At 44.9% G+C, this 23320-nt stretch carries 18 protein-coding genes; 8 read left to right on the top strand and 10 right to left on the bottom strand.

Going from position 1 to position 23320, the window contains the following annotated elements; all coding sequences use genetic code 11:
* Positions 1 to 11 precede the first annotated feature (11 nt).
* The 5 genes from vmeQ to ACWYVB_RS06320 form a co-directional block, all read right to left on the bottom strand.
* Positions 12 to 3158 carry an efflux RND transporter permease subunit VmeQ gene (gene vmeQ, locus ACWYVB_RS06340; RefSeq protein WP_457528385.1) on the bottom strand — a complete coding sequence of 1049 codons (3147 nt, stop codon included), beginning with the start codon at positions 3156 to 3158 and terminating at the stop codon, positions 12 to 14.
* Positions 3159 to 3168: 10 nt separating this feature from the next.
* Positions 3169 to 4311 carry an efflux RND transporter periplasmic adaptor subunit VmeP gene (vmeP, locus tag ACWYVB_RS06335; protein WP_301614282.1) on the bottom strand — a complete coding sequence of 381 codons (1143 nt, stop codon included), beginning with the start codon at positions 4309 to 4311 and terminating at the stop codon, positions 3169 to 3171.
* A gap of 90 nt (positions 4312 to 4401) precedes the next feature.
* Entirely contained in the window at positions 4402 to 5196 is a 795-nt protein-coding gene (locus ACWYVB_RS06330; RefSeq protein ID WP_074189885.1) for a hypothetical protein, read from the bottom strand.
* A gap of 530 nt (positions 5197 to 5726) precedes the next feature.
* On the bottom strand, positions 5727 to 7886 hold the full coding sequence (locus tag ACWYVB_RS06325; protein ID WP_258615726.1) for a prolyl oligopeptidase family serine peptidase: 2160 nt from the start codon (positions 7884 to 7886) through the stop codon (positions 5727 to 5729).
* A gap of 206 nt (positions 7887 to 8092) precedes the next feature.
* On the bottom strand, positions 8093 to 9664 hold the full coding sequence (locus ACWYVB_RS06320; protein WP_258615724.1) for an ATP-binding cassette domain-containing protein: 1572 nt from the start codon (positions 9662 to 9664) through the stop codon (positions 8093 to 8095).
* Positions 9665 to 10055: 391 nt separating this feature from the next.
* Here ACWYVB_RS06320 and ACWYVB_RS06315 point away from each other — a divergent pair, with 391 nt between their 5' ends.
* The 3 genes from ACWYVB_RS06315 (at position 10056) to ACWYVB_RS06305 (ending at position 13221) form a co-directional block, all read left to right on the top strand.
* The gene (locus tag ACWYVB_RS06315) at positions 10056 to 10481 is read left to right on the top strand and encodes a universal stress protein (protein WP_005392539.1); all 426 of its coding nucleotides are present in this window, start codon (positions 10056 to 10058) and stop codon (positions 10479 to 10481) included.
* 167 nt (positions 10482 to 10648) lie between these two features.
* Positions 10649 to 11266 carry an NAD(P)H-dependent oxidoreductase gene (locus tag ACWYVB_RS06310; protein WP_005392538.1) on the top strand — a complete coding sequence of 206 codons (618 nt, stop codon included), beginning with the start codon at positions 10649 to 10651 and terminating at the stop codon, positions 11264 to 11266.
* Positions 11263 to 13221: a monovalent cation:proton antiporter-2 (CPA2) family protein gene (locus tag ACWYVB_RS06305; protein WP_258615721.1), complete on the top strand. Its 1959-nt coding sequence runs from the start codon at positions 11263 to 11265 to the stop codon at positions 13219 to 13221. The genes ACWYVB_RS06310 and ACWYVB_RS06305 overlap by 4 nt, the downstream gene beginning before the upstream one ends.
* Positions 13222 to 13320: 99 nt before the next feature.
* On the opposite strand, the gene ACWYVB_RS06300 is transcribed toward ACWYVB_RS06305, so the two are convergent.
* Positions 13321 to 13614 carry a hypothetical protein gene (locus tag ACWYVB_RS06300; protein ID WP_005392536.1) on the bottom strand — a complete coding sequence of 98 codons (294 nt, stop codon included), beginning with the start codon at positions 13612 to 13614 and terminating at the stop codon, positions 13321 to 13323.
* 245 nt (positions 13615 to 13859) lie between these two features.
* Here ACWYVB_RS06300 and ACWYVB_RS06295 point away from each other — a divergent pair, with 245 nt between their 5' ends.
* The gene (locus ACWYVB_RS06295) at positions 13860 to 14153 is read left to right on the top strand and encodes an ArsR/SmtB family transcription factor (protein ID WP_047008415.1); all 294 of its coding nucleotides are present in this window, start codon (positions 13860 to 13862) and stop codon (positions 14151 to 14153) included.
* Between the two features lie 108 nt (positions 14154 to 14261).
* Here the strand turns inward: ACWYVB_RS06295 and ACWYVB_RS06290 are convergent, their stop codons facing one another.
* On the bottom strand, positions 14262 to 15611 hold the full coding sequence (locus ACWYVB_RS06290) for an alpha-amylase family protein (protein ID WP_005392534.1): 1350 nt from the start codon (positions 15609 to 15611) through the stop codon (positions 14262 to 14264).
* A 519-nt stretch (positions 15612 to 16130) separates the two neighbouring features.
* Here ACWYVB_RS06290 and ACWYVB_RS06285 point away from each other — a divergent pair.
* Positions 16131 to 16487 carry a MerR family transcriptional regulator gene (locus ACWYVB_RS06285; RefSeq protein WP_258615719.1) on the top strand — a complete coding sequence of 119 codons (357 nt, stop codon included), beginning with the start codon at positions 16131 to 16133 and terminating at the stop codon, positions 16485 to 16487.
* A 58-nt stretch (positions 16488 to 16545) separates the two neighbouring features.
* Positions 16546 to 16923: a carboxymuconolactone decarboxylase family protein gene (locus tag ACWYVB_RS06280; protein WP_053809605.1), complete on the top strand. Its 378-nt coding sequence runs from the start codon at positions 16546 to 16548 to the stop codon at positions 16921 to 16923.
* Between the two features lie 77 nt (positions 16924 to 17000).
* Here ACWYVB_RS06280 and ACWYVB_RS06275 read toward each other — a convergent pair whose 3' ends face one another.
* Together ACWYVB_RS06275 and ACWYVB_RS06270 are read right to left on the bottom strand one after the other, a co-directional pair.
* Positions 17001 to 17231 carry a PAS factor family protein gene (locus tag ACWYVB_RS06275; protein WP_005375384.1) on the bottom strand — a complete coding sequence of 77 codons (231 nt, stop codon included), beginning with the start codon at positions 17229 to 17231 and terminating at the stop codon, positions 17001 to 17003.
* 285 nt (positions 17232 to 17516) lie between these two features.
* Positions 17517 to 19934: a M9 family metallopeptidase gene (locus tag ACWYVB_RS06270; RefSeq protein ID WP_258615717.1), complete on the bottom strand. Its 2418-nt coding sequence runs from the start codon at positions 19932 to 19934 to the stop codon at positions 17517 to 17519.
* 447 nt (positions 19935 to 20381) lie between these two features.
* On the opposite strand from ACWYVB_RS06270, the gene ACWYVB_RS06265 reads away from it, so the two are divergent.
* Entirely contained in the window at positions 20382 to 21359 is a 978-nt protein-coding gene (locus tag ACWYVB_RS06265) for a hypothetical protein (RefSeq protein WP_395217920.1), read from the top strand.
* A 31-nt stretch (positions 21360 to 21390) separates the two neighbouring features.
* On the opposite strand, the gene accD is transcribed toward ACWYVB_RS06265, so the two are convergent.
* Complete coding sequence (gene accD, locus ACWYVB_RS06260; RefSeq protein ID WP_047008421.1) at positions 21391 to 22254, bottom strand: acetyl-CoA carboxylase, carboxyltransferase subunit beta; 864 nt, start codon at positions 22252 to 22254, stop codon at positions 21391 to 21393.
* A 142-nt stretch (positions 22255 to 22396) separates the two neighbouring features.
* Between accD and ACWYVB_RS06255 the strand changes: the two genes are divergently transcribed.
* Positions 22397 to 23296 (top strand): LysR family transcriptional regulator, encoded by a 900-nt coding sequence (locus tag ACWYVB_RS06255; RefSeq protein WP_258615161.1) that lies wholly within the window; start codon positions 22397 to 22399, stop codon positions 23294 to 23296.
* The last annotated feature ends 24 nt before the right edge of the window (positions 23297 to 23320 follow it).

Raw genomic sequence — 23320 nt, 5'->3', positions numbered from 1 at the left:
GTCAGTTGAAATCAGCGTTGTTGCTCACTCACCTCAATTTCAGTGGGTTTCTTTCGCTTAAACTTCTCGCGCAGAGATTGCATCATCACGAAGAACACTGGCGTCAGTAACGTGCCTACAAACGTAGAGAGAATCATGCCGCCGAATACCGCAAAGCCCAGTGAGTGACGAGATGCCGCACCAGCACCCGATGCAATCACCAACGGGAATACCCCCCAGATGAAGGCGAATGCGGTCATCTGTACTGCTCGGAAACGGATTCGAGCAGCTTCTTTGGCAGCATCAATGATGGATAAGCCCTTTTCTTCTCGCAGAACTTTGGCAAATTCCACGATAAGAATCGCCACTTTGGCGGACATACCGATCAAGATGACCACACCAATCTGCACGTACAAATCGAACGGTTGTCCCACCAGCAGTAGCGTGCCCATAGCGCCGAGAATCGCGACTGGAACCGCCATCATTACCGCAGCAGGAATAGTCCAACTTTCGTACTGAGCCACCAAGAACAAGTAGGTGAACAGCAAAGACAGTGCGAACGCGATTGGTGCCATGTTGCCTGCTTTCATCTCTTGGTAAGTCATGCCTGACCACTCGTACGAGTAACCACTTGGCAAAGATTCTGCAGCCAGTTTTTCAATGGCTTTTACAACATCACCCGAGCTGTAGCCTGGCGCTGGCGCACCGTTCACGGTTGCAGAACTGAACATGTTGTAGTTCGACAAAGTATCAGGGCCGAAGATCGGCTTCACTTTCACTAGCGTTGCCAGTGACACCATTTTTCCAGAGCTTGAGCGAACAAACAGATGGTTGATGTCGTCGATGTTGTCACGGTATTGCTCTTCTGCTTGCACTTTCACTTGGTACGAACGACCAAACAAGTTGAAGTCAGAAATGTAGGCACCGCCCAACTGTGCTTGCAGTGTGCTGAAGATTTCATTCAACGGTACGCCCATCGAAATCGCTTTATCGCGATCAATATCGATGTAACGTTGCGGAATGTTCGCACGGAAAATCGAGAACGCACGTGCCACTTCAGGCAGTTGGTTGATTTGGGCAACAAAATCAGCGGTTGTTTTTGCCAACTCTTGTGGAGAGCGGCCCAAGTTGTCCTGCAGCACAAGGTTAAAACCATCTACCGCACCCATGCCTTTGATTGCCGGCGTCGCGAAAACGAACGAAGCGGCATCTGGCGTTGAGTTCAGCATTTGGTTAACTTTATTCATCAATGCGCGTTGGTGTAACTCAGGGTCTTTACGTTTGCTCCAGTTATCCAGTTTGATGATCAACATGCCCGAGTTTGGAATCGACGCCATGTTAATTACCGAGAAGCCCGCAACCGAAACCACGTTCTCCACACCTTCCATCTGTTTTAGCTCATCAACGTACTTCTTCATTAATGGTGCAGTACGCTGCAATGCTGCTGCGTCTGGCAAACGCATTTCGACCATGAACACGCCTTTATCTTCGTTTGGTACGAAAGAAGAAGGTACGGTCATGAACGCAAATGCCAGCACCGCAATAAGCGCGCCATACACACCGATACTCAGCACAATACGACGGCTCAAGAAGCCAACTAAACCTTGGTATTTGCGCGTTATTGCTTCAAAACCTCGGTTAAACGCACGCAAAGGCGCAATAGGTTGTGAGTGAGTTGATTTCAACATCAACGCACAAAGCGCTGGCGTTAACGTTAATGCGTTGATCGCAGAGATCAGCACCGACACACAGATGGTGACCGCGAACTGGTTGAACATTCGACCAGAAATACCCGGCAATAGCGCAACCGGTACGAACACCGCCAACAAAATAAGCGTTGTTGCCAATACAGGACCCGTCACTTCTTTCATGGCTTGGATCGTGGCCGGAATCGGATCTAAATGCTCTTCATGGATAACCCGCTCCACGTTCTCCACCACGATGATCGCATCGTCCACCACGATACCGATGGCGAGGATCAAGCCAAACAACGAGATGGTGTTAATGGTCATGCCCATCACGCCCATGATTGCGAACGTCGCAATGATGGAAACCGGAATCGCTAAGGTTGGAATGATGGTCGCTCGCCAGTTCTGCAAGAAAACGTACACAACGAAGGTGACAAGAAGTACCGCAATCACCAGTGTCTCGTACACTTCATCAATAGACGTCTCTACGTATTCGGTAGAGTCATACGCGATGTCGTAGACCAAATCATCTGGGAACGATTTCTCGTACTCTTTCATGGCCTCTTTCACGCGTTCCATCACGTCTAGCGCGTTCGCTGTCGGCAACTGGTACAAGGCCAGAACGGCGGCTGGTTCGTTATTCATACGACCATCAGCTTCGTAACCTTGTGCGCCAACTTCGACACGAGCCACATCTTTCAAGCGAATCAAAGAACCTTTCTTGCTCGCACGGATGATGATGTTCTCGAACTCTTCCGCAGAAGTAAGGCGGCCTTTGGTTTGCAAAACATATTGATATTGCTGGTCACCCGGAGCTGGCATACCACCGATCTTACCCGCCGCCACTTGGATGTTTTGCGTTTTAATTGCGCCTATAACATCACTAGCGGAAAGCTTCAAGGTGGCCAGTTTATTTGGGTTCAACCAAATACGCATTGAGTAGTCTTTCTTACCCAGCAGCGTAATGTCACTCATACCTTCGATACGTTTTAAACGCTCAACAATATTGAGATCCGCATAGTTAGAGAGGTAGATACTATCGTGAGACTGTTTCGGGGAACGCAGTGTAATAACGCCCAACATGTCAGAAGATTTCTTCTTAACCGTCACACCGATTTGGTTTACTTCTTGTGGGAGAGAAGACGTCGCTTGCGCCACCAAGTTGTTCACACGAACTTGCGCCATATCGCCATCTGCGCCCACTCGAAAATAGATACGTAGTGTGTATGAGCCATCGTTACCAATCACAGAAGACATGTAAATCATGTCTTCAACGCCGTTGACTTTGGCTTCTATCGGCTGTGCAACCGTCTTTTTAACCACGTTCGCGTTTGCACCCGGATACATGGTGCTCACCGTAATTACCGTCGGAGAGATTTGAGGATACTCAGAAATTGGCAAGACTTTCAGGGCGATCATACCCATCAATGTCATCGCCAGTGAGATCACCAAAGCAAACTTCGGCCGGTGAATGAAAAATTTACTTAACATCAGTACTCACTCAGCCTTGTTCACTCTGTAGTTCAACGTCTTTCACCGTTGCACCCGGACGCACTTTTTGTAGACCATTGACGATGACTTTTTCGTTAGCCGCCAAGCCAGTCAGCACAGCACGTTTCACACCGTAGGTCTGACCGAGTTCAACGTTACGACGAGACACCACGTGATCATCACCAACCACCATGACGTAGTCACCCGCTTGATCTTGCTGAACAGCCGCCGATGGGATAAGCAAACCATCAATGGTTTTGTTGCGCAGCTTGATGGTCAAGTTGCCATATTCACCCGGCATAAGCGCGTAAGTTGGGTTATCAAATTGTGCTTCTGCTCGAATTGAGCCTGTTTCTAAATCGATCTTGTTGCCAACGGCGTAGATCTTGCCATCAAGCGGATACAATGAACCGTCTGAAAGCGTCAGTGTTAAATCAACATCCAGTTTGTCATCGTTACGATGAGCCACATCAATGGCACTTCTTACTCGGCGGTAGAGCTTCTCATCCACATCAAAGCCAAAGCGAATTGGGTCAATTTGAGTGATCGAAACAAGAGGAACGAGTTGAATTTTCGAAATACGGTCACCCACTCGGAAGTTGCTGAAACCCACGCGGCCAGAGAAAGGAGCACGCACAGAGCTAAATTCAAGATCGAGCCTTGCTGAAACCAGCGTCGCTTTCGCCTCTTCTACCGAAGCAATCGCTGCGGCGTGCGCAGCAATGGCGTCATCGTATTGCTGCTCACTGATGCTTTTATCTTTGATGAGTTTCTTCACACGTTCTGCATCACGCGTAGTTTGAACGAGTTGTGCTTTTGCTTTTTGCAACGACGCTTTTGCATACGCCAGTGCCGCCCTGTAAGGACGGTCGTCGATTTCAAACAGCAATTGGCCTTTTTCGACCATATCGCCATCTTTAAAATGAATCGCGGTTAATTCGCCACCGACTCGAGGCATAATATCAACGTCATTTACTGCTTCAGTTCGACCGATAAAAGTATGATAAGGAGTGATTTTTGTTTCGGTTAGGGTAACGGTTTCAACAGAGGGTGCTTGGGCAGTTTTCGTTGCGATATCGCCAGTTTTGCATCCTGATAGTAATGCAGAAGATATAGCAATAGATACCAACGCAAATTTATATTTGGCTTTCATGATAAACCTACTTTATGTAGAAAGTGCCCTAGCCTAAATATTTAAATATATGGATAAACACACTTTCTATTCTGGAAATAAACGAGGGAGTTAGAATTGGTAGTTAAATTCGATACGGTGATCACCATCACCGAAATTAACGTGCTCATTCCAGTTTGCAAAGTAACGAATATTAGCGCGAGGATTAACTTGATAAGACAACGCAAACTCATGAGTTAAGATATTATCTTCACCCGCGTAATAAGTATCTTTATATTGACTAGACCCTGATAATGTATGCATATACATTGGGTTGTAGTTAATCCAGATTTTATCGGTTAATTCAATTTTTGAGTACATACCGACAACGGTGAAAGTTCCTGGAATTTCATAACCTTTATCATCATCACCACTAAAATCATTAGCAATAGTGACACCCGCACCAGCCAAAGGAAATAACTGCAACATGCCAAACTTAGGTAGGCCTTGAATAAAGCTATAAGATGCATCTAATTTATCGTTATCAACGTCGTAATTTACATCCAATTGACGGCCTAGACCTTTTGCGACTTCTACTTGGAAATTACGTAGTCGGAAAGAGTCAATGCTGTCATCAACATTGGCATACATTGGATCGTCATTGTCGCGAATGCCAAATAGCTCACCACCAATGCCTTTCATTTCGATGATGTTCATCGCCATAGTGCCAGGCTGGCTAGATTGGTAAGTTTGACCGATTTTGATGTTCGCGCCTTTGTCAGTAATACCAAAGCCCGCTTGGGTGTAAACCGCAAGTGGGTCAGACATATCTTGTAGTTCTTCGTCATTATTTGTCTGAGCATAAGCAGAAGACGCGAGTTGAAGGGCTGCTGCCATGATAACAACAGACGGTTTCACTAAATTCATAAAACTGTATCCATTTTAATGATTATAAAATTATTCACGTCATGAGGTCATCATAAATAGCAAGCAACACAACTCGCTTTGGATAATATAAATTATCAAAGCAAATTTAATAATGACGAAACATTAGACGTTTTAATTAAAATAAAATAAAGCGTCGTAAAAGTTCAATCACTGCTACTTATATCTTATATAACTTGAAATTTGGTAAGCTTTACGAAGAAGAGAATATTAAAACTTATGAAAATTCAATTATCATTAGAACAAATGATTAATTAAATTTACCATATAAATAAGGAGTGCAATGGTGTTAGGTGATCGCGATCAAGTTTTATTTGTATCGCATATTACTCTTCAGGTAAAGAAGAGAGTTGTAATAAATTGCAAATACCTTAATTTAATTAGCCTTGCGGTCAATTTAGAATAGTTACTCCACAATAAATTGAAAGGAAATCACACTCTGTGATCTCCTTTTATTTTCGAGTGCAAAAGCACCAATGCATTTCGTTAACTAAAAACGCAAACGATTCGCACTATTGCAGTTTCTCTATCCCCATATTGAACAGTGCAAAGCTATAAATATCTGCATTTGTCTCAATTATTTTACGCGTTGGTGTGCCAGCACCATGTCCTGCATTGGTTTCGATGCGAATCAAGGTCGGATTTGAACCCGCCTGTTTTGACTGCAACTCAGCAGCAAATTTGTAAGAGTGAGCAGGAACAACACGATCATCATGATCACCCGTTGTAATCAATGTTGCTGGGTATTCCACCCCCGCCTTTACATTGTGCACTGGCGAATAATCTTTCAGATATTGGAACATCTCTTTACTTTGCTCTGCCGTACCGTAGTCATACGCCCAACCAGCACCTGCGGTAAAAGTATGATAACGCAGCATGTCCAGTACGCCGACTGCTGGCAGCGCCACTTTAAACAACTCTGGACGTTGCGTCATAACAGCCCCCACTAACAAGCCACCATTCGATCCACCGTTAATGGCTAACTTGTTTGATGACGTTACCTTTTCATCAATTAGAAATTCAGCCGCCGCAATAAAGTCATCAAACACATTTTGCTTTTGCATTTGAATGCCAGCGTTGTGCCACTCTTTACCATACTCCCCACCGCCACGAATGTTCGCTACCGCGTAAACACCACCAAGCTCAAGCCAAGCTGCACGTGTCGGGCTAAAAGATGGTGTGAGGCTAATGTTGAAACCACCATAACCATATAGGATGGTTGGTGCACTGCCGTCCATCGGTGTCCCTTTTTTATAGGCGATGATCATCGGCACTTTTGTTCCGTCTTTTGAGGTGTAAAACACCTGACGAGATTCATACAAAGCTGGATCAAATGGCGCTTTAGATTTGTAGTACACCTCGCTATCACCATCTTTGATGTTCAGACGATACGTAGTGCTTGGCATCTTGTAGTTGGTGAAAGAATAGTAGACTTCGGTTTCTTCTTTTTTACCTGAAAAACCGTACGCACTACCAATATCAGGCAGCTTGATTTCACGGATGAGTTTGCCGTTCATGTCGTATTGCTTCACCATCGAGATCGCATCAACAATATAGCTCGCAAACAAATTGCCACCCGCGGTAGAAACACGTAACACGTTCTTTGTTTCAGGGATCAAATCTTTCCAGTTTTTGGGCTGCGGCTGACTCGCATCCACCGTCACGACGCGTTTGTTCGGCGCATTAAGGTTCGTAACCAAGTACAGTTTCGTGCCTTGGTTGTCTATTACCCAAGTATCAGAACTGGTGTTATCTAAAATGGTTTTAAGCGGGCTGTTTGGCTTACTCAGATCTTTAAAGAACAGTTTGTTACCCGATGTCGATACGCTGGCTGAGATAAACAAGTAGCGTTCATCTTCCGACGTATAGCCGCCAACATAACGGTATTTCTCTTCCTCAAAGCCGCCGAAAATCAGCTGGTCTTCACTTTGTTTCGTCCCAAGCTTATGAAAGTAGAGCTTGTGTTGATCCGTCTTCGCGGAAAGTTCACTCCCCTTTGGCTTGTCATAACTTGAGTAATAGAAGCCTTGATTGCCGAGCCAACTGATGCCGCTGAACTTAATATCCACCAGCGTTTCGCCGACGGGCTTTTTGGTTTCTGTCTCTAGAACTATGACTTTTCGCCAATCGCTACCGCCTTCCGAAATGCTGTATGCAACTAAAGATCCATCTCGTGAAAAGCTCACTCCCGCTAACGATGTGGTGCCATCTTCACTAAAAGTATTTGGATCGAGGAAAATTTCTGCTTCACCATCACCTAGCTGCCGATAAAGCACGTCTTGGTTTTGTAACCCGTCATTTTTGTAGAAGTAAGTGAACTTACCCTCTTTGAACGGTTGGCTTTGTTTTTCGTAATCCATGAGCTTAGTAATGCGCTCTTCAATCTGCTTGCGGTAAGGGATTTTCGACAGATAATCAAACGTCACTGCATTTTGTGCCTTCACCCATTCTGCGGTTTCTGGGCTGAGATCGTCTTCCAACCAGCGATAAGGATCACTCACTTTTGTACCAAAGTAGTCATCGACAACATCCACTTTTTGTGTGGTTGGGTACGTGAAGGCTTTCGGATTTACCTGTTCAACCGACGACTGCGCCGCTTCATTTGCATGCGCCACAGACAACACACTTCCGAGTGCGAGAGCCGTTGCGAATGCTAGGGTGTTCTTTTTCATGAAATTCCTTTTTATTTTTCTGTTGTCTTTTTGTGCAATACACCAGAACTCTACTATATATCGACAAAATGAATCTAATTTCATTAAACGAGTTGTGAAAGCCATCCTAACTCCCTCATTTCCTGCCAATTCTACATATCGGTAAGTGGAGGTGTAGAGCTTAGGAACAACGCTGAAGAGCTACGATGGCGTTTGCTCTCTTTCGTTTAATTCAGTTCGATTTGACGCAAAACCCCAGACTCAGAAGCGAAATCTTGGTCGTGACTAATCAGAACAAATCCACCTTTGTATGCATTTAACGCCTGACTAAGCATTATTTTTGAATCGAGATCGAGATGGTTATCTGGCTCATCAAGCAGCAGCAAAGGCTGGGAGTGTTGATGGCTGACGATCAGCATTGCGAGCTTCATCTTCTCGCCACCGCTTAGTACGCATCCCAACCGAAACACAGCGTCTCGACGAAAACCGATCCCTGCCAATAAGGTTCTCGCTTCACTTTCCGTCATCTCTTGGCAGGTCTCCATTACGTTCTCAAGTAACGAAAGATTTGGATTCACTGCGCCAAAGTGTTGGTCGAGATAATACAAGGGTGTATTCACTTGCAGCTCACCACTGAGCAACGACAACTCGCCAAGCAACGTCTTTAACAAGGTTGACTTTCCGCAGCCATTTTTCCCTTTGAGATGGACTTTATCGTTCGCAAAAATCTGCAACGTGATAGGAGTAGAATCTCCAAAAGGCAATATACCTTCTTGTATCGACAACACTTTTCGCGAACTGTTCGGATTATCTGCAAGATAAAGCTTTTGCGCTTTGAGCTGCTCATGTCGCGATTGCAACGCCCGCTCTTTGGCTTGTAAATGCACTTGTCTGAGTTGCTCATTCTTATTCCGATTTGAGGCGCTGGCGGTCGCGCTATCCTTTTTGCCATCAAGCAAAATTTTGGGCTGACTGCCGTCTTTGCGCAGTTTGTTCCCTTGCGCGGCGCGTTGGTCTGCTTTTTCGCGATTTTTCTGGGCTTGCTCAGCTAACTGTTTTTTCTGTTTATCGACCTGCGCTAACTGCCTTTCGATCGCTTGTAGCTCAGTGCGTTTTTGCTCGGCATACACATCGTAATTTCCACCAAAAACCTGTAAACCTAGGCCCAATAGTTCCCAAATTTCCTCCATTGATCGCAGCAGCTCACGATCGTGACTGATGAGTAAAATCGCGCCGCCGAAATGCGTCATAGACTCTATCAGCCATTGTTTCGCCTCGGTATCGAGGTGATTGGATGGCTCATCGAGAATCAAAAGCTCCGCTTCGTTTTCAAACAATTGCCATAACTGCAAACGCGCCAACTGACCACCACTGAGCCGAGCACATGAGAAATCAGGGTCTTGCGGTAAGCCCATCGCAGCAAGCTGCTGTTTGAGTTTCAGTTCAATATCCCACTGTTCGCCAACCAGTTCGAACCAATGCTCAGAAACATCACCTTGTTCAATCTGCTTTAAAGCATGCAAGACCAAGTCAGTTCCCAGAAACTGGGCGATCGATTGCTGACCTGAAAGCAAATCAGACGGCTGCTGGCGATACATCATGAAAGAAGAGGGAAAAGTCACTACACCGCTGGAAGGCTGAGTTTCGCCCGCCAAAATGGAAGCCAAAAGCGACTTGCCGATGCCATTGCGCCCAACCAAACCAACACGTCGTTTAGTCATGAAACAAGAAATAGACTGGAATAGCGTATCGCCATTATCAAACTGATGGCTAACATTAAAAGCTTGTAAAACTGGCATAATTTGCCTCCTGTATGACAGGGACAACAGCCGTAGCTATGATTTGAGATTGCAACAAAACGCGTGCACAAACGCATTAAGCTTTATGTAAAGCTCGACGATAAACGTCAAATCAAAAATTTGTCTTGTTGCAAAGAAATATCGGAAAGTGAGCTACGCCTACTAACCCTGCAGATCCAAAAAATAAGTAAAAATATGGATAACAGGTTTAGTTCTTCATTTTGGCGTAATCTCCTAGAGAAATGATTTTCGAAGTTTAGCGGGTTTTCTGACTAAAAAGCAAGCAGCATTATTTATCAAAACTTTGAACGATTTCGAGATCTTATCTACACAAATTTTGCCCAAGCCATACTATGCTTACAGTAAAGCTAATCCACATAAGGGCGTGGTAATGAAATACAAACATATCCTTGTTGCACTCGAACTGTCCGATGAGAGCACAGTTCTGATCGACAGAGCCGTAGCGATGGCTAACTATCTCGACTCCGATATTTCATTCATCCATATTGATGGAACTCACGGGGAAATTTATCGTGAGCTCGTAGACATTAAAGAGAACCCAGACCAAAGGCCGCTGAATGAGCACTCTATGGAATGTTTGAGAACATTCAGTGAGTACATGGATTATCCACTCAAACACTTCTTCGTGGGTACTGGTGATTTAGCCGATAAGCTCGAAATTACCATCAAAGAGCAAGAAGTGGACTTGCTGATTTGTGGCCATCACCAAGATTTCTGGAGCAAAATCATTTCCTACTCAAGACATCTTATCAACAAGTCACCAGTCGATATTTTAGTCGTTCCTATTCATGATTAATTAGAATTTGACGCTTGCCAAAACCACCAACTTATTTGGTGGTTTTTTATTGATATTGAAACAGCTTAAGCACTTTTCCAAGCTAGCTTGACGGCCATTTATGAGTTACATTTTCTAACCAACCTGCGCTCCTACCGGGCATGGTTATTTAGATAGCAAGGATCCTTATGGCGAATAAAAAAGTATTAATTCTCTTTGCTCATCCTTCCCAGCATCGTTCAGAAGTGAATACTCCACTTTTCAAAGAAGCTCAAAAAATTGAAGGCGTGACATGTGTTGATCTCTATGGTGAATACCCTCGTTTCGATATCAATATCGACCGTGAACAACAACGCTTGCGTGAGCATGATGTAGTGGTTTTTCAATTCCCACTATATTGGTATTCAACCCCAGCAATTTTAAAAGAGTGGCAAGATCTGGTTTTGGAGTATGGCTTTGCTTACGGCACTGAAGGAACCGAACTACAAGGTAAAACCATGCTGTGCGTACTTTCGGCCGGCGGCAAGGAAGAAGCCTATAAAGCCGAAGGCTACAACCATTTTACGATTCGGGAACTGCTCGCTCCTATTGAGCAAATGTCAGCGCTCACGGGTATGCACTACATTGCGCCTCTTGCTTTGTTCGGCGCACGTACTGCCGAAGAAGAAGGACGAATTCCCCGTCATGTCGAACGGTACAAAAGCCTACTAACAGCATTAGTCGAAGATAGACTGGATGTTGAAGCAGCTGCGTCATTAATCAAACTCAACAGCGCACTTCCGAAGCTCATCAAGGAGGCTTCATGACAGGGATATTCTTACAAGCCTTCGTGTATTTGATTGCCGCTGTGATTGCGGTACCACTTGCCAAGCGTTTAGGGCTCGGTTCCGTTTTAGGTTACCTCATCGCTGGTGTGGTAATTGGTCCAATTATCGGTTTAGTCGGTGAAGAAACAACGACAATTCAGCACTTTGCCGAATTTGGCGTGGTGATGATGCTATTCCTAGTGGGGTTAGAGCTAGAGCCTAAAATGCTCTGGTCAATGCGAAATCGTTTAATGGGCTTAGGCGGTCTTCAAGTTGGCGGGACCATCGCGGCGATTATGGGTATTGCCCTGTACTTTGAGCAGCCTTGGACCATTGCCTTAGCCATCGGCTTGATTTTCGCCCTTTCTTCTACCGCGATTGTTTTGCAAACTTTTAGCGAAAAAGGGTTAACGAAGACAGAAGGTGGACAAAACGCGTTCTCTGTTTTGCTTTTCCAAGATATCGCTGTTATCCCGATGTTGGCCTTTATTCCGTTGCTGGCCCTGCCAGAGTTAGTCGAACAAGCACAAAATGCCGTTCAAACTGCTGCGCAGCATCATGACGATTTAAACCTCGTGGCCGATTTACCGGGCTGGACGTACGGAATAGTCATCACAGCATCGATTGCGATTGTCGTCGTTGGTGGACACTTTTTAAGTCGACCTCTGTTGAGCTATGTTGCTAGCTCTGGGCTGCGTGAGATTTTTACCGCCACCGCATTGATGCTGGTGATCGGCATCGCAGCACTGATGAGTTTGGTTGGCTTATCTCCTGCCTTAGGAACGTTCTTGGCTGGCGTTGTATTGGCGAACAGCGAATTCCGTCACGAGCTAGAGTCCAATATCGAACCATTTAAAGGGTTGCTGCTGGGTCTGTTTTTCATCACCGTCGGCGCAGGGATCAATTTCTCGGTTCTATTTGGTGACTTCTGGTTGATCATGGCACTGACCATTGGCGTGATGGTATTGAAAGCCTTGGTGCTATTTATTCTCGCGCTGATATTTAGAGTGAAAGGCAGCAACCGCTGGCTGTTTACCTTAAGCTTGGCTCAAGCGGGTGAATTTGGTTTTGTGTTGCTAAGCTTCTCTGTGCAAAACCACGTCATTCCGTTTGAACTCTCGCAAACTCTTGCGCTGGTTGTTGCGATTTCAATGTTCTTAACGCCAGGCTTGTTCATTCTATTTGACAAATTACTACTGCCGCGTTTTGAAACTCAATCAAACGAAAGGGAAAGCGATACGATTGAAGAAAAAGGCACAGTAATCATCGCTGGTATCGGCCGTTTTGGTCAGATTGTTAACCGCTTGCTTGTTTCTAATGGTGTAACAACAGTGGTGCTCGATCACCAAGCCAACCAAGTCGATAACATGCGCCAGATTGGCACTCGCGCTTATTTTGGCGATGCGACTCGACCAGATATGCTGCACACTGCAGGCATCGAGCATGCGGCTGCGTTGGTCGTCGCAATTGATAACCAAGAATCGAGTGTGGAACTGGTGAAGTACGTCAAACACACGTACCCCAAAGTAACGGTGATCGCACGCGCCTTTGACCGTGGTCACGGCTATCTTTTGCGTCAAGCTGGGGCTGATATTATTGAATCGGAAACCTACCATTCCGCATTGGAGATGGGTGGTCACACGATGAAAGCACTCGGTATTCATCCCTTCTTTGTTGAGCAGCAAAAAGCGACATACAAGCGTGTTGAAGCACGCAAGTCCGAGATACTCTACAAAGCTTGGGAAGATGATTCTGAAGGCGAACGTTATGACAACAATTTCCGACAACTGTTTATTCAGTTAGAGGAAAAAATGGCGGAAGAGATGCAAAAAGATCGCCATGACAAACTCTCGCGCTCAGAACGTGGTTGGACGCCACCGCCGAAAGGTTACGCCGATGACTTCAATGAAGATAACGTTCAAGAACTAACACCGCCGAGAGAAGAGCCGCTCTGACGGTAACTTGCTCAATATTAAAAACCTCCCGTTGGGGAGGTTTTTCTTTTTCAGTACCGAGTCACATGCCGTGCAGGATAAAATGATCTTCTCACGAGATTACATAAGATCATTCATTAAAATCTCATACTCTTCGTTTGCTTCTTCCACTAAGTGAGAAAGCTCTAACGCATCAGTAACTGCAAGATTGAACTGCCACGGAGTTGTGTCTTCTTTACCACAGATTCGAGTTTCACACCCACGGCTCTCAAAAGACAAATCATCAAACTCTGTGGTATGACGCTCTTGAAGTTCTACAATCTCAACTTCTAATTTACCGACAGGGTTAACTTTAACGTGAGCATGTAAATCTGAACTGTTAGACAAACAATAATCTCTATGAACCGCAATCATGGCCGCCTCCTTGGTCTGCCAACTGACAACTCACCCATGAGTGTAGACGAGGGAGTTTGAACGTGGGGTGAAATAATAATGAAGATTGATCTGTCTCATTGGAGTAGACAATTATTGTTGTGCTGGTATGAGCCGGTATGAATCTCATCTGATTTAAATCGTTCCTAGATCACAAGAGTTGGCATTTACCGAGACTTTCCCTATTATCGAAACAAATTTACTGTAGTCATTCTTTAGAGGTCAGTATGGAGCTTGAAGCCGTCGCTAAAGCACTAAAAGAGTTAGGTCATCCTACTCGTTTAAGTATTTACAAAGAAGTTGTCAAAGCTGGATACAAAGGTATCGCGGTAGGCGGCGTACAAGAAAAGCTTGGCATTCCTGCTTCCACTCTCTCTCATCATATTTCTAGTCTAGCCTCAGCCGGGCTTATCACCCAACGTCGTGAGGGGCGAACCCTTTTTTGCGTTGCAGAGTACCAATGTTTAGATGATGTGATCGGCTTTTTAAAGGCTGAATGTTGCGTTAATGAGTGCTCATAACCTCATAGCATAGGCGAAAGACTTCGGTTTTACATTAGACTTTACCCGTTCTTGAATGACCGCCGACAAACATAAACACCGAGCTCGCTAAGCTCGGTGTTTTATTTTTTAGTTTTCGACGAGCAACATTGAGGCTTTAGGTGGCACAATTAACTTACCGTCAGATGGAACGTCCTGATCCGTCATCAAATCCACCCAGTCGCCATCCATTTTCAATGCCAAAGACTGCTGACGCTGCGATTTATTAAGCACGACAATGCCTTTGCTCCCTCGCTTAAATACCAGCATATCATCGTTACCTTCAAGAACACTCATCGACTCGCCATGCGTCATATTATGGAATTGGATCATTTTCGCCATTCGCGGATCGTTCCATGCGCCTTGCCATCTTGGCTTGCCATTTTTATCTGTAATACCGCTAGTGTTTAAGTCGGTATAAACCAATGGCACACCACCATCGCGGCCTAGAATGTAGGCATAAGCTAACCATTCATTTTCCTCATCCATGATCAGATCAAGAAAAACGTCATTGTTAGGAATGTCATGCGTGACAACAAATGTAATCGCGCGACCAGGCGAAAGGGCCTGACCGAAACAGTATGGGTCAATCAACGACTTGAAACTGCCCTTTTTAGCAAACGCCTTAAAAATGGTCGAGAACAACGGGAAATCGTAAGCGCCTAAGCGTGTTTCCTGTAAATACGGCTCAAGAAACAACTGATACTCTTCTTCTGTCGCACCGCCATCGGTAATAATTTCGCCAAATATATGCACATCGCGCGTGATGTCGTCTGTCCAAACACGTTTAAGATGCTCTAACGTCATATGTTTCGCGGCATCAATACGAAAACCTTTCACACCAATGGCTTTCAGTGCTTTTAGGTAAGCGCGTTGCTGCTCAACGACATGATCACAAACACGGAGGGTTGGCAAGCCAGGATCAGTTGGTCCACCTGTGATGCGTCCATTTTGTACCTGCCATTTATCTTTCCAGTCTTTAATACCGAACGCTTCAACAAAGTCCTCTTCATCAAAAAGCGGTTGAGATAAGTCGCCAAATAACGTTAGCGACTGATATTTCTGTTTGTTTTGTTGGTATTCCTCCAAGACATCTTTTCTTGGGTATTGGAGGTCTCGGCGAAGGTGGGCCTCATTTGCCATATGGTTAAACACCACGTCAGCGTAAACCCACACGCCAACTTGCTCCAGTTCACGAACCATACGGATAAAGTCTTTGGTATCACCCAACGCATTGTCGATGACACGGTAATCTTGAGGTTGATAGCGCTGCCACCAGCGATCATCGTGGGCGCTTTTCATTGGTGGCGAAACCAGCACGGAGCCGTAACCTAGCTCGTGGATTTCTTTTGCTCGTTGGGCAATGTCAGCATACTTCCAATCAAATGCATGTAAGATAACATTCGCACCGAATGATTGTATTTCCTGTGAGCCACTCATGTTGTTCTCCTACTCGTTTTCACTCACGATTACTTGTTTGCACTTTTTTTGTGAGTGAATTCAATAGTCGAAATTATAAGAGCTATTCATCAGACGCCCTCACCCTTTTCGCCCTAACTCAAGGCTGAAAATGAAGGCGTAGTGACTCCTCCATTGCCCAAGTAGAAACGGTTCTGGACGTAAACGAGTAGATGACATTCAAGCACACCGCACACAAAACACACTAAGTCATTGTTTTGTATTGAAAAAGATTGCATTCAAAATATATGAAAGAAAATGCCCGGGTACGCCCTAAAGGAGGCCAAAGACTAAAAACAGCCAAACCACTCTATTGAGTAACTAATTTTTAATAAAGTGAAACTGGCAGGTGGATCACGTTTGGCGCGTATTCAAAATAGCCCCCTTCTGCGTATCCCACCTTAAAACATGGAAGATTACCGTTTGTATCTATCCCGAAATGACTTCAAAATGCGGAACTTAGCTTATGCCTATTGGTATGAATTACCTTGGAGGGTAATCATGAATATCAAAGAGTTTTCTAGCCTCGTCGGCTTGTCTGCTCATACACTTCGATACTATGAAAAAATTGGCTTACTTAAACATGTCCATAGAAACGCGAGTGGGCATCGAGTGTATAGTGCGAAAGATCTAAGCTGGATTAGCTTCGTAAAGCGATTAAAAGAAACTGCAATGCCGCTTGAAGAGATTCTGGAATATGCAAAATTAAGGGAAGTCGGCTCAGAATCTGTACGACAACGCCAAGCCTTGCTAGAGCAACACCAAGAAAACCTCAAACTCCACATTGAACAGCAGCAAAGGCACTTAACGGCTCTAGAAGAAAAAATTGCCTTGTATAAAAGCGGAAAAGTTCGTTGACTTAGAGTTAACTCTAACGATTAAGGTATGTTTGCATTTATTCACTAGGAACATATCAATGGAACAATCACGCTTTAACAAAGGATTAGAACTACTCTCTCACATTGATGGCGACGCTGGTCATAACGTCATCGAAAGCTTACAAGATATTTGCCCAGATTTAGCTCAGTACACCATTGAGTATCCGTTTGGCGATATTTATGCTCGCCCAGGCTTAGACCTAAAATCGAGAGAAATCGCAACCGTCGCCGCGCTAACGGCAATGGGGAATTGTTCGCCACAACTGAAAGTACATCTCAATGCGGCACTGAATGTAGGCTGCAGCGAGGCTGAAATTAAAGAAGTCATCTTACAGATGTCCGTCTACGCAGGGTTTCCAGCGGCATTAAACGGCATGTTTGCATTCAAAGAAGTGCTAGCGGAAAGAGCAGAGTAATAACGACGTTGGAATCAATTTAAAGGCAATTAAAAACGGCCCTTGGGGATCGGGCCGTGATTTAAACAACGAGTGAATTAGCGCTCAGGGGTTTCAAGCAGTTTAACCGCGCAATCTACCGCGTTGTTAATGCCTTGACTACTCTCCAACTTGCCTGAACTTGCAGGACCAAGGGCACAAGAATACAAAGCCAGCTGCTTATCGAACGGCAGATCCAACTGTTCATATAGATTTTGTCGGATTCTTGCATGTTGTTCTGGTTCTTGGTTAGCAAGGCTAATCAACGTTTCATAAATAAGCGTTTTCATGTCTTTCCCTTTTCACTTTATTGCACGGGGTGCATATATATTGTATCCGTTTGGAAAGCACAAATCAGAAGCTAGGTCACAGAACGCGTCGCTAAAAAAGTTTATGTGCGCGGTAAATTGTAATACAAACCTAAAGCCGTTTAGAAAAAGAGCAAAGGATAACTCGATAAATCAGCCGATTAACTGGCATTCGCCGCTGTTTGATCACAATGGCATCCGATACAAACAAAAACGCCGCTCTATGAGCGACGTTTTTTATCTCGATTTCAGCTAATCGAGCATGTTTTAGTTGAAGTGCACTAACATTTCAACGTCATCACCTTGTTCTGGTGCTTGAAGAGAGAAGTGCACATAACCCGCTTCAGTAACAGGAATCGCAAGGTATTCGTTGCTACCTGCATAGTTGGAGACGTACTCGTGTTGCTCAACTGTAGGCCAATGCTCTCTGCTGGCGTATAGATCGACATTACCCGTTTGAGAGTGAGCCGTTAGCCATACACGAATCTCTTCAACACCTTCAGGCACATACACTGCTGCATAACGCTGCTTGTGAACGGTCAGCATTTTGGCTTCACCAGACTCAAATACCACTGGTGCCAAATCGTCTTGCACTTGTGTTGGCGGTGTTTGCGCTTCAACGTCTAAAGCAGCCACAAGATTCACAGAGTCATAGTTATCACGGCCAGTTAAACTGATGTAGTAACGACCTGCTTTCACGTAACCATCCTGCTCTGGCTCAAATACAATCTCTTCATTGCTGCCATCGCCATACTGGCTCATTTCAAAGTCGTAGTAATGCGCAACTTTGTTGTAGCTCATGTAAAGATCCGCATCCCCCGCACCTTCAATAGATACATTAAAGCGAACGGTGTTGGCTGGTACGTCAACGTAGAACAGTTTTTCGCTATACGCTTCGCCACTGAGTTGAAGGCTTTGGTTCGCCGTCAATTCAGTCACTTGTGCTTCAGGTTCTGTTGGCTCTTCTGGGTCAGTACCTGGTTGCTCTGGCTCCACTTCTAACGTATCCAACCAGCGCTCAAACTCTGCGTCATATTGTTGACCTAATGTCGTCACCTGTTGCGCCCACTGTTCAAACTGACCAGTGCGCGACAACGCCAACAAGCTTTCTACGTCTTGCGGATGATTTTCTAGCATGAATCGAACGGCCAAGTAACCCCAACGATAGATACGATTAGTATCGTGAGAATATGTGGTATCAAACACAGTTGAAAGGCTCAGTTTACCGCCTGCAATCAGTTCGATCGCCGCTTGGTAGCCTTGTTTGTAATGCATGTATTCAGCAAAACCTTCCAGCCACCACACGATATGACCGTGGGCTAAGTTATCACTGAACGAGCCGTACTGGTTAAATCGCGCGTCCAAATAGTGCGTGTACTCATGCTCTAGATTCAAGATCGATAAATCTTCGCCATTCGCATAGCGATAAGCCACGAAACGGGCGGTATTGTCCGCTTTTGATGGATTCCCTTCAAGGTACTGACCACCGTTGTCCGTTGTATTACCAAACAGGAACGAAGAATAATCAACGTAGCTGTCGTTACTAGCAAACACCGCCACCTCAACACGATCATTCAAGTCATCAGCGACAGGTTGATTGCCCGTATTCACCACTTGATGGAAGTCGGCTTCTTTCGCAGCCAGTACTTCACACGCTTTCGCAGCTTGAGCATCGGTCAGATCTTCAGAGCGAATGATGGCAGGTCCCTGACACTCAAAACGATTTGGCATCACGCGCGCTGCTAGATCTTGCTTCGCTTGATCTAGGTCCAGACCGTTTAAACCTTCAGGTGCGTAGTAGCTCATCATCTCTACGGCAGCAAGCCACAGTTTGTCATGCTCACTACCCAGTGGATAACGCTGCATCACCTGTTGCATTACTGCCAATGCTTTGCGTTTGGTCTCCTGATCTGGGCTCGCGAGCAAACGACCAGTTTCACGTAATGCATTGAAAACGATAAAGCTTGCATCCGTATCTAATGCCCAAGCGTTATCAGATGCGAATTTCACCAACGTATCAATATGGTGAGTATTGTTTGCCATGTAGCGGTAGAACGCATCGTTCGCCGCATGGCCTGCCATAGAGCGGAACAAGTTGTTTAAACCATCGACCCATTGCGTGTCCTGCGCGGTTTCACGGTTAAAGTGCATCAACGCGGCCATCATGCTATCCATGGTCAGTGGCAACTGCTTCACGTTATCAACCATCAAAGTCAAGCTCTTCATTGCGCCAACTTGTTCACGGCCTTGATCCAAAGCATGAGGGTTGTTAAGGAATAGGTTCGTCGACTGAGCAAAACGCTGACTCAACGCTTCTGAAAACTCAGGTGTACCTGTGCCAGCATTGTAACGAACGTAGTATGCAGCACGAATAAACTCGCCCAGATTTTCTAGAACACGAGCTTGCTCTGCTTCTCCACGATAGCGGGCAATTTCTTGATCCAACGCGACTTGGATACGGCTTAAGCTCGCTTCGCTGTAAATATCGTTCAGCGTTGCGGAAGGAGCTGAAAACCAAGCGTGGTAGCAATCATACTCAGCACCAGAAACGGCAGCAGCCAAGTCTCTCGATTGTTGTAAATCAGCAACAGCGCACTGGTTTTGTGCAAAAGAGAAGCTAGACACACTCGCTAGCATACAAGCAAGCGCCAAACGATGGCGCGGGAAAAAACGGATATGAGACATAACAACACTCATTGATTATTAACATACATTGAGTGGGGGTTTATATTCTTTACAGCTCAAACAGTGAAATCAGTATCATAAAATTTATGAAATCGCTCCCAAAAATAGGCTTTTTACTCTAAATTTATGGGATCAATCCCAACCCAAGATTTCTCACAATTATCAATAAAAACATTAATTTACCTTTTTCTAAATAACGACTTTATGAGGAAAATTGCCCTTAAACTCCACCCTTAACTCTTCCAGATAGAGTTCACGACAATCAAAGGTTCTAAATTAAATTTTGATGCTTGATACCATCTATTTTTATTTGTGACTCATTTCCAATAAGTCATCGAGTGCATATCAAAAGGTTGGCATTAATGGTAAATTCTCCGCCAAATCAAACACATTTACTCCTCGAATCATTGATGAGTGAATAAGCAGATATTTGGCTAGGGATAATACATGTCACTTTGGGGATTTTTGGGAGCGGCGCTTGCCTACTTCATGACAACGTTTGCCTTTGTTTTTGGCGGCATTTTTTGGTTATGTGCTGAAGGTAATACATTAAGAGAAACAAAGCGCCAATCATCAATAATGTCTGGGGTTATTGCTTGTACTATTGGAACTTGGGTGCTTGCTTTTGGTGTTTACGTTTACGGTTACTTTTGGGATAACTCTTCTCACTATTATTTTTATTTGCTCGCTCCATGGGGACTTGCCATTTTTGGGGTAAAACTTCGTAACCGCTGGGTTAAGCAATACGCGCGTGTAAAACACGCAAAAGAAGAACAGTGGCAAAAGCGCTGGCGAGAATTATTAGGGGAAGATACTGAAGATCTTCCACCATATACACATGATTACGAGCTCTACTCGGGCATTTGGCAAGCCAATGACGCGCTCCGAGAACAGTGCTTTGCAGCGCTTCCTCACGGGAAAGCAGTCTACGAGAGAGTGAAAGCCTTCCAAACGATGGCCTCCCCCGCTGGTGACATAAACAATCAAGTTTTGCTGAGTAAACTCGATCAGCTAGAGGATGAAATCATTCAAGTTCTTGAGCAACACTCGCAAAAGAAAGTAAGCATTGAAACTGGCGCAGGTACTTTACGCAAAGAGTCAAAACGCAATGTTTATCACCATGAGAATAGCCCAACAGAAGAGCAACTGTGCGACTCAATCAACCTCCAACATGACTTGGATCGAGAGCTACGCAACATTATCTATGATCGGCTCGGTTACGATGGCGAAGATGAGTACTTTTTCCTCCAAGCGCCACTCGAAGAGCTTACCGAGAATGAAACCGCAATCAACTGGATGCTCTGGGGTTTAGTAAGCGACCATTTTGCTGTTGACCCATACCAAACGGCGTTGGATCTCAGCCTAATGAATGCGGAACCAAGATGGGGCCAAAATGAACGGTTTGTAATGATTACGGCTCAATAAACGCAAGTACTAAGTCTAACTTTAATACAACCTATTCTGAGACCACCCTCGCGTTGGTTAACTTAGCCAATAAGCCGCCAACGCGATCACGCATTTCACGTCTGTCTACAATCATATCTAATGCACCATGTGCCAATAAAAACTCACTTCTTTGAAACTCGTCTGGTAGCTTTTCACGTACCGTTTGTTCAATAACACGCCTTCCCGCAAAGCCGATGCTTGCTTTAGGCTCACCAATATTGATGTCTCCCAACATGGCTAAACTCGCCGAGACGCCACCATAAGTTTGGTCCGTCAATACTGAGATATAGGGTAATCTGTGCTCAGATAAGTGGTTTAACGCGGCGCTGGTTTTTGACATTTGCATTAGTGCTACCAGAGACTCTTGCATGCGCGCCCCTCCGCAAGCAGAAAAACACACTAGCCCAGATTTTGTATTAATCGCAGTTTCAACGGCGCGGACAAATTTCTCGCCAACCACCGCCCCCATCGAGCCAGCCATGAAAGAGAATTCAAACGCACAAGCTACAACAGGCAAGCCTAGTAACTTCCCCTGCATCACAACCAAGGCATCTTTTTCTCCAGTCGTTTTCTGCGCGATGGCAATTCGCTCTTTATATCGCTTTAAGTCTTTAAAACCCAAAATATCCTGCGGTTCCAACTCACTTGCCAACTCTTGCTGTGTTCCATGATCCAGAAAAGTGTTCAACCTTTGACGTGCAGCCATTCTCATGTGATGAGAGCACCTAGGACATACTTCCAAATTCTCTTTTAATGCCGCGCGATAAAGTATTTGTTCACATTCGGGGCATTTTGTCCAAACGCCCTCAGGAATAGACGCTTTGCGCGAACCTATTATATTCTTATTCTCAAATAACCTTTCTAGCCAACTCATGAGTACCTCATTATTTATCACCTCGTAGCGGGACATCTGCATCGTTTGCCCGCTCTGACTTTTAAATAAAATTGTATGCAACTCAGTCTGAGGATAAAGTGCAATATGCTGGCTTGATAATCCAATAAAGTGGGACAATAGAATGTTTGATAACGTCGACCAAATCTGGTTAAAAAGTTTTCACTGTGTTTATGAGAACAACAGCTTTAAGCGAGCCGCTGAGTGTTTGAATATACCAACGTCGAATGTCAGCCGACATATTGCCCTGCTTGAAGAAAAGTTAAACATCAGGTTGTTCAATAGAACGACAAGGCGAATGACGCCTACCGAGGCTGGAGAAGAGCTCTATAGCAGCACTCGTCCATTATTAGAACAACTCAACAACGCGCTAGAAACCGTGACTCGCCACTCGCACACTGTAACAGGAGAGCTACGTATTCTTATGCCAGACACACCTGTACTGGCCAAAGCGGTTGTCACCTTTTGCACGCAATACCCGTCAATCTCTTTGTCTTGCGATACAACGCTAAACCCTAAAGATGATGTTATTGATAGCTTTGATGTCATTTTAAGTTTTCATAGAGGGACTTTGTCTGACAGCAATTGGGTGGCAAGGGAAATCAAACGCTGGCCCAGTGCTATTTTGGCTGCGCCTCAACTGCTTAATAAGTACGCCAGCCCTTACAAAATTACGGATTTAAATCATGTTCCCTGTATCACGACACTTACTGCAGTAAATGGCGCTCCCTGGGTGTTTAAAAACCCCGACGGAGGTCATATTACGCAAACAGTACAATCCTCGTTCAAAGTAAACAGTGGCCATCTCGCTAAATCTGGCGCGTTATCAGGGCTTGGATACGCAATACTTCCAATAGAATCATGCAAAGATGAGATCGAGAGCGGCAAGCTTGAAGTCATCCCTCTAGAATACGACCCTGAAGATTTAGTGCTTTATGCGTTTTACTCTTCTAGAAAGCACTTAGCCAAGAAAATCTCTATGTTTGTTGAGCACTTAAAACAACACGCGAAGCTTAACGCCTAGTTAAGCACTAATCATTTATCCCAA

Source organism: Vibrio sp. JZG10, from assembly GCF_054064075.1.
The sequence above is the reverse complement of the archived record's forward strand: the minus strand, read 5'-3'. Positions and strand labels throughout refer to the sequence as shown.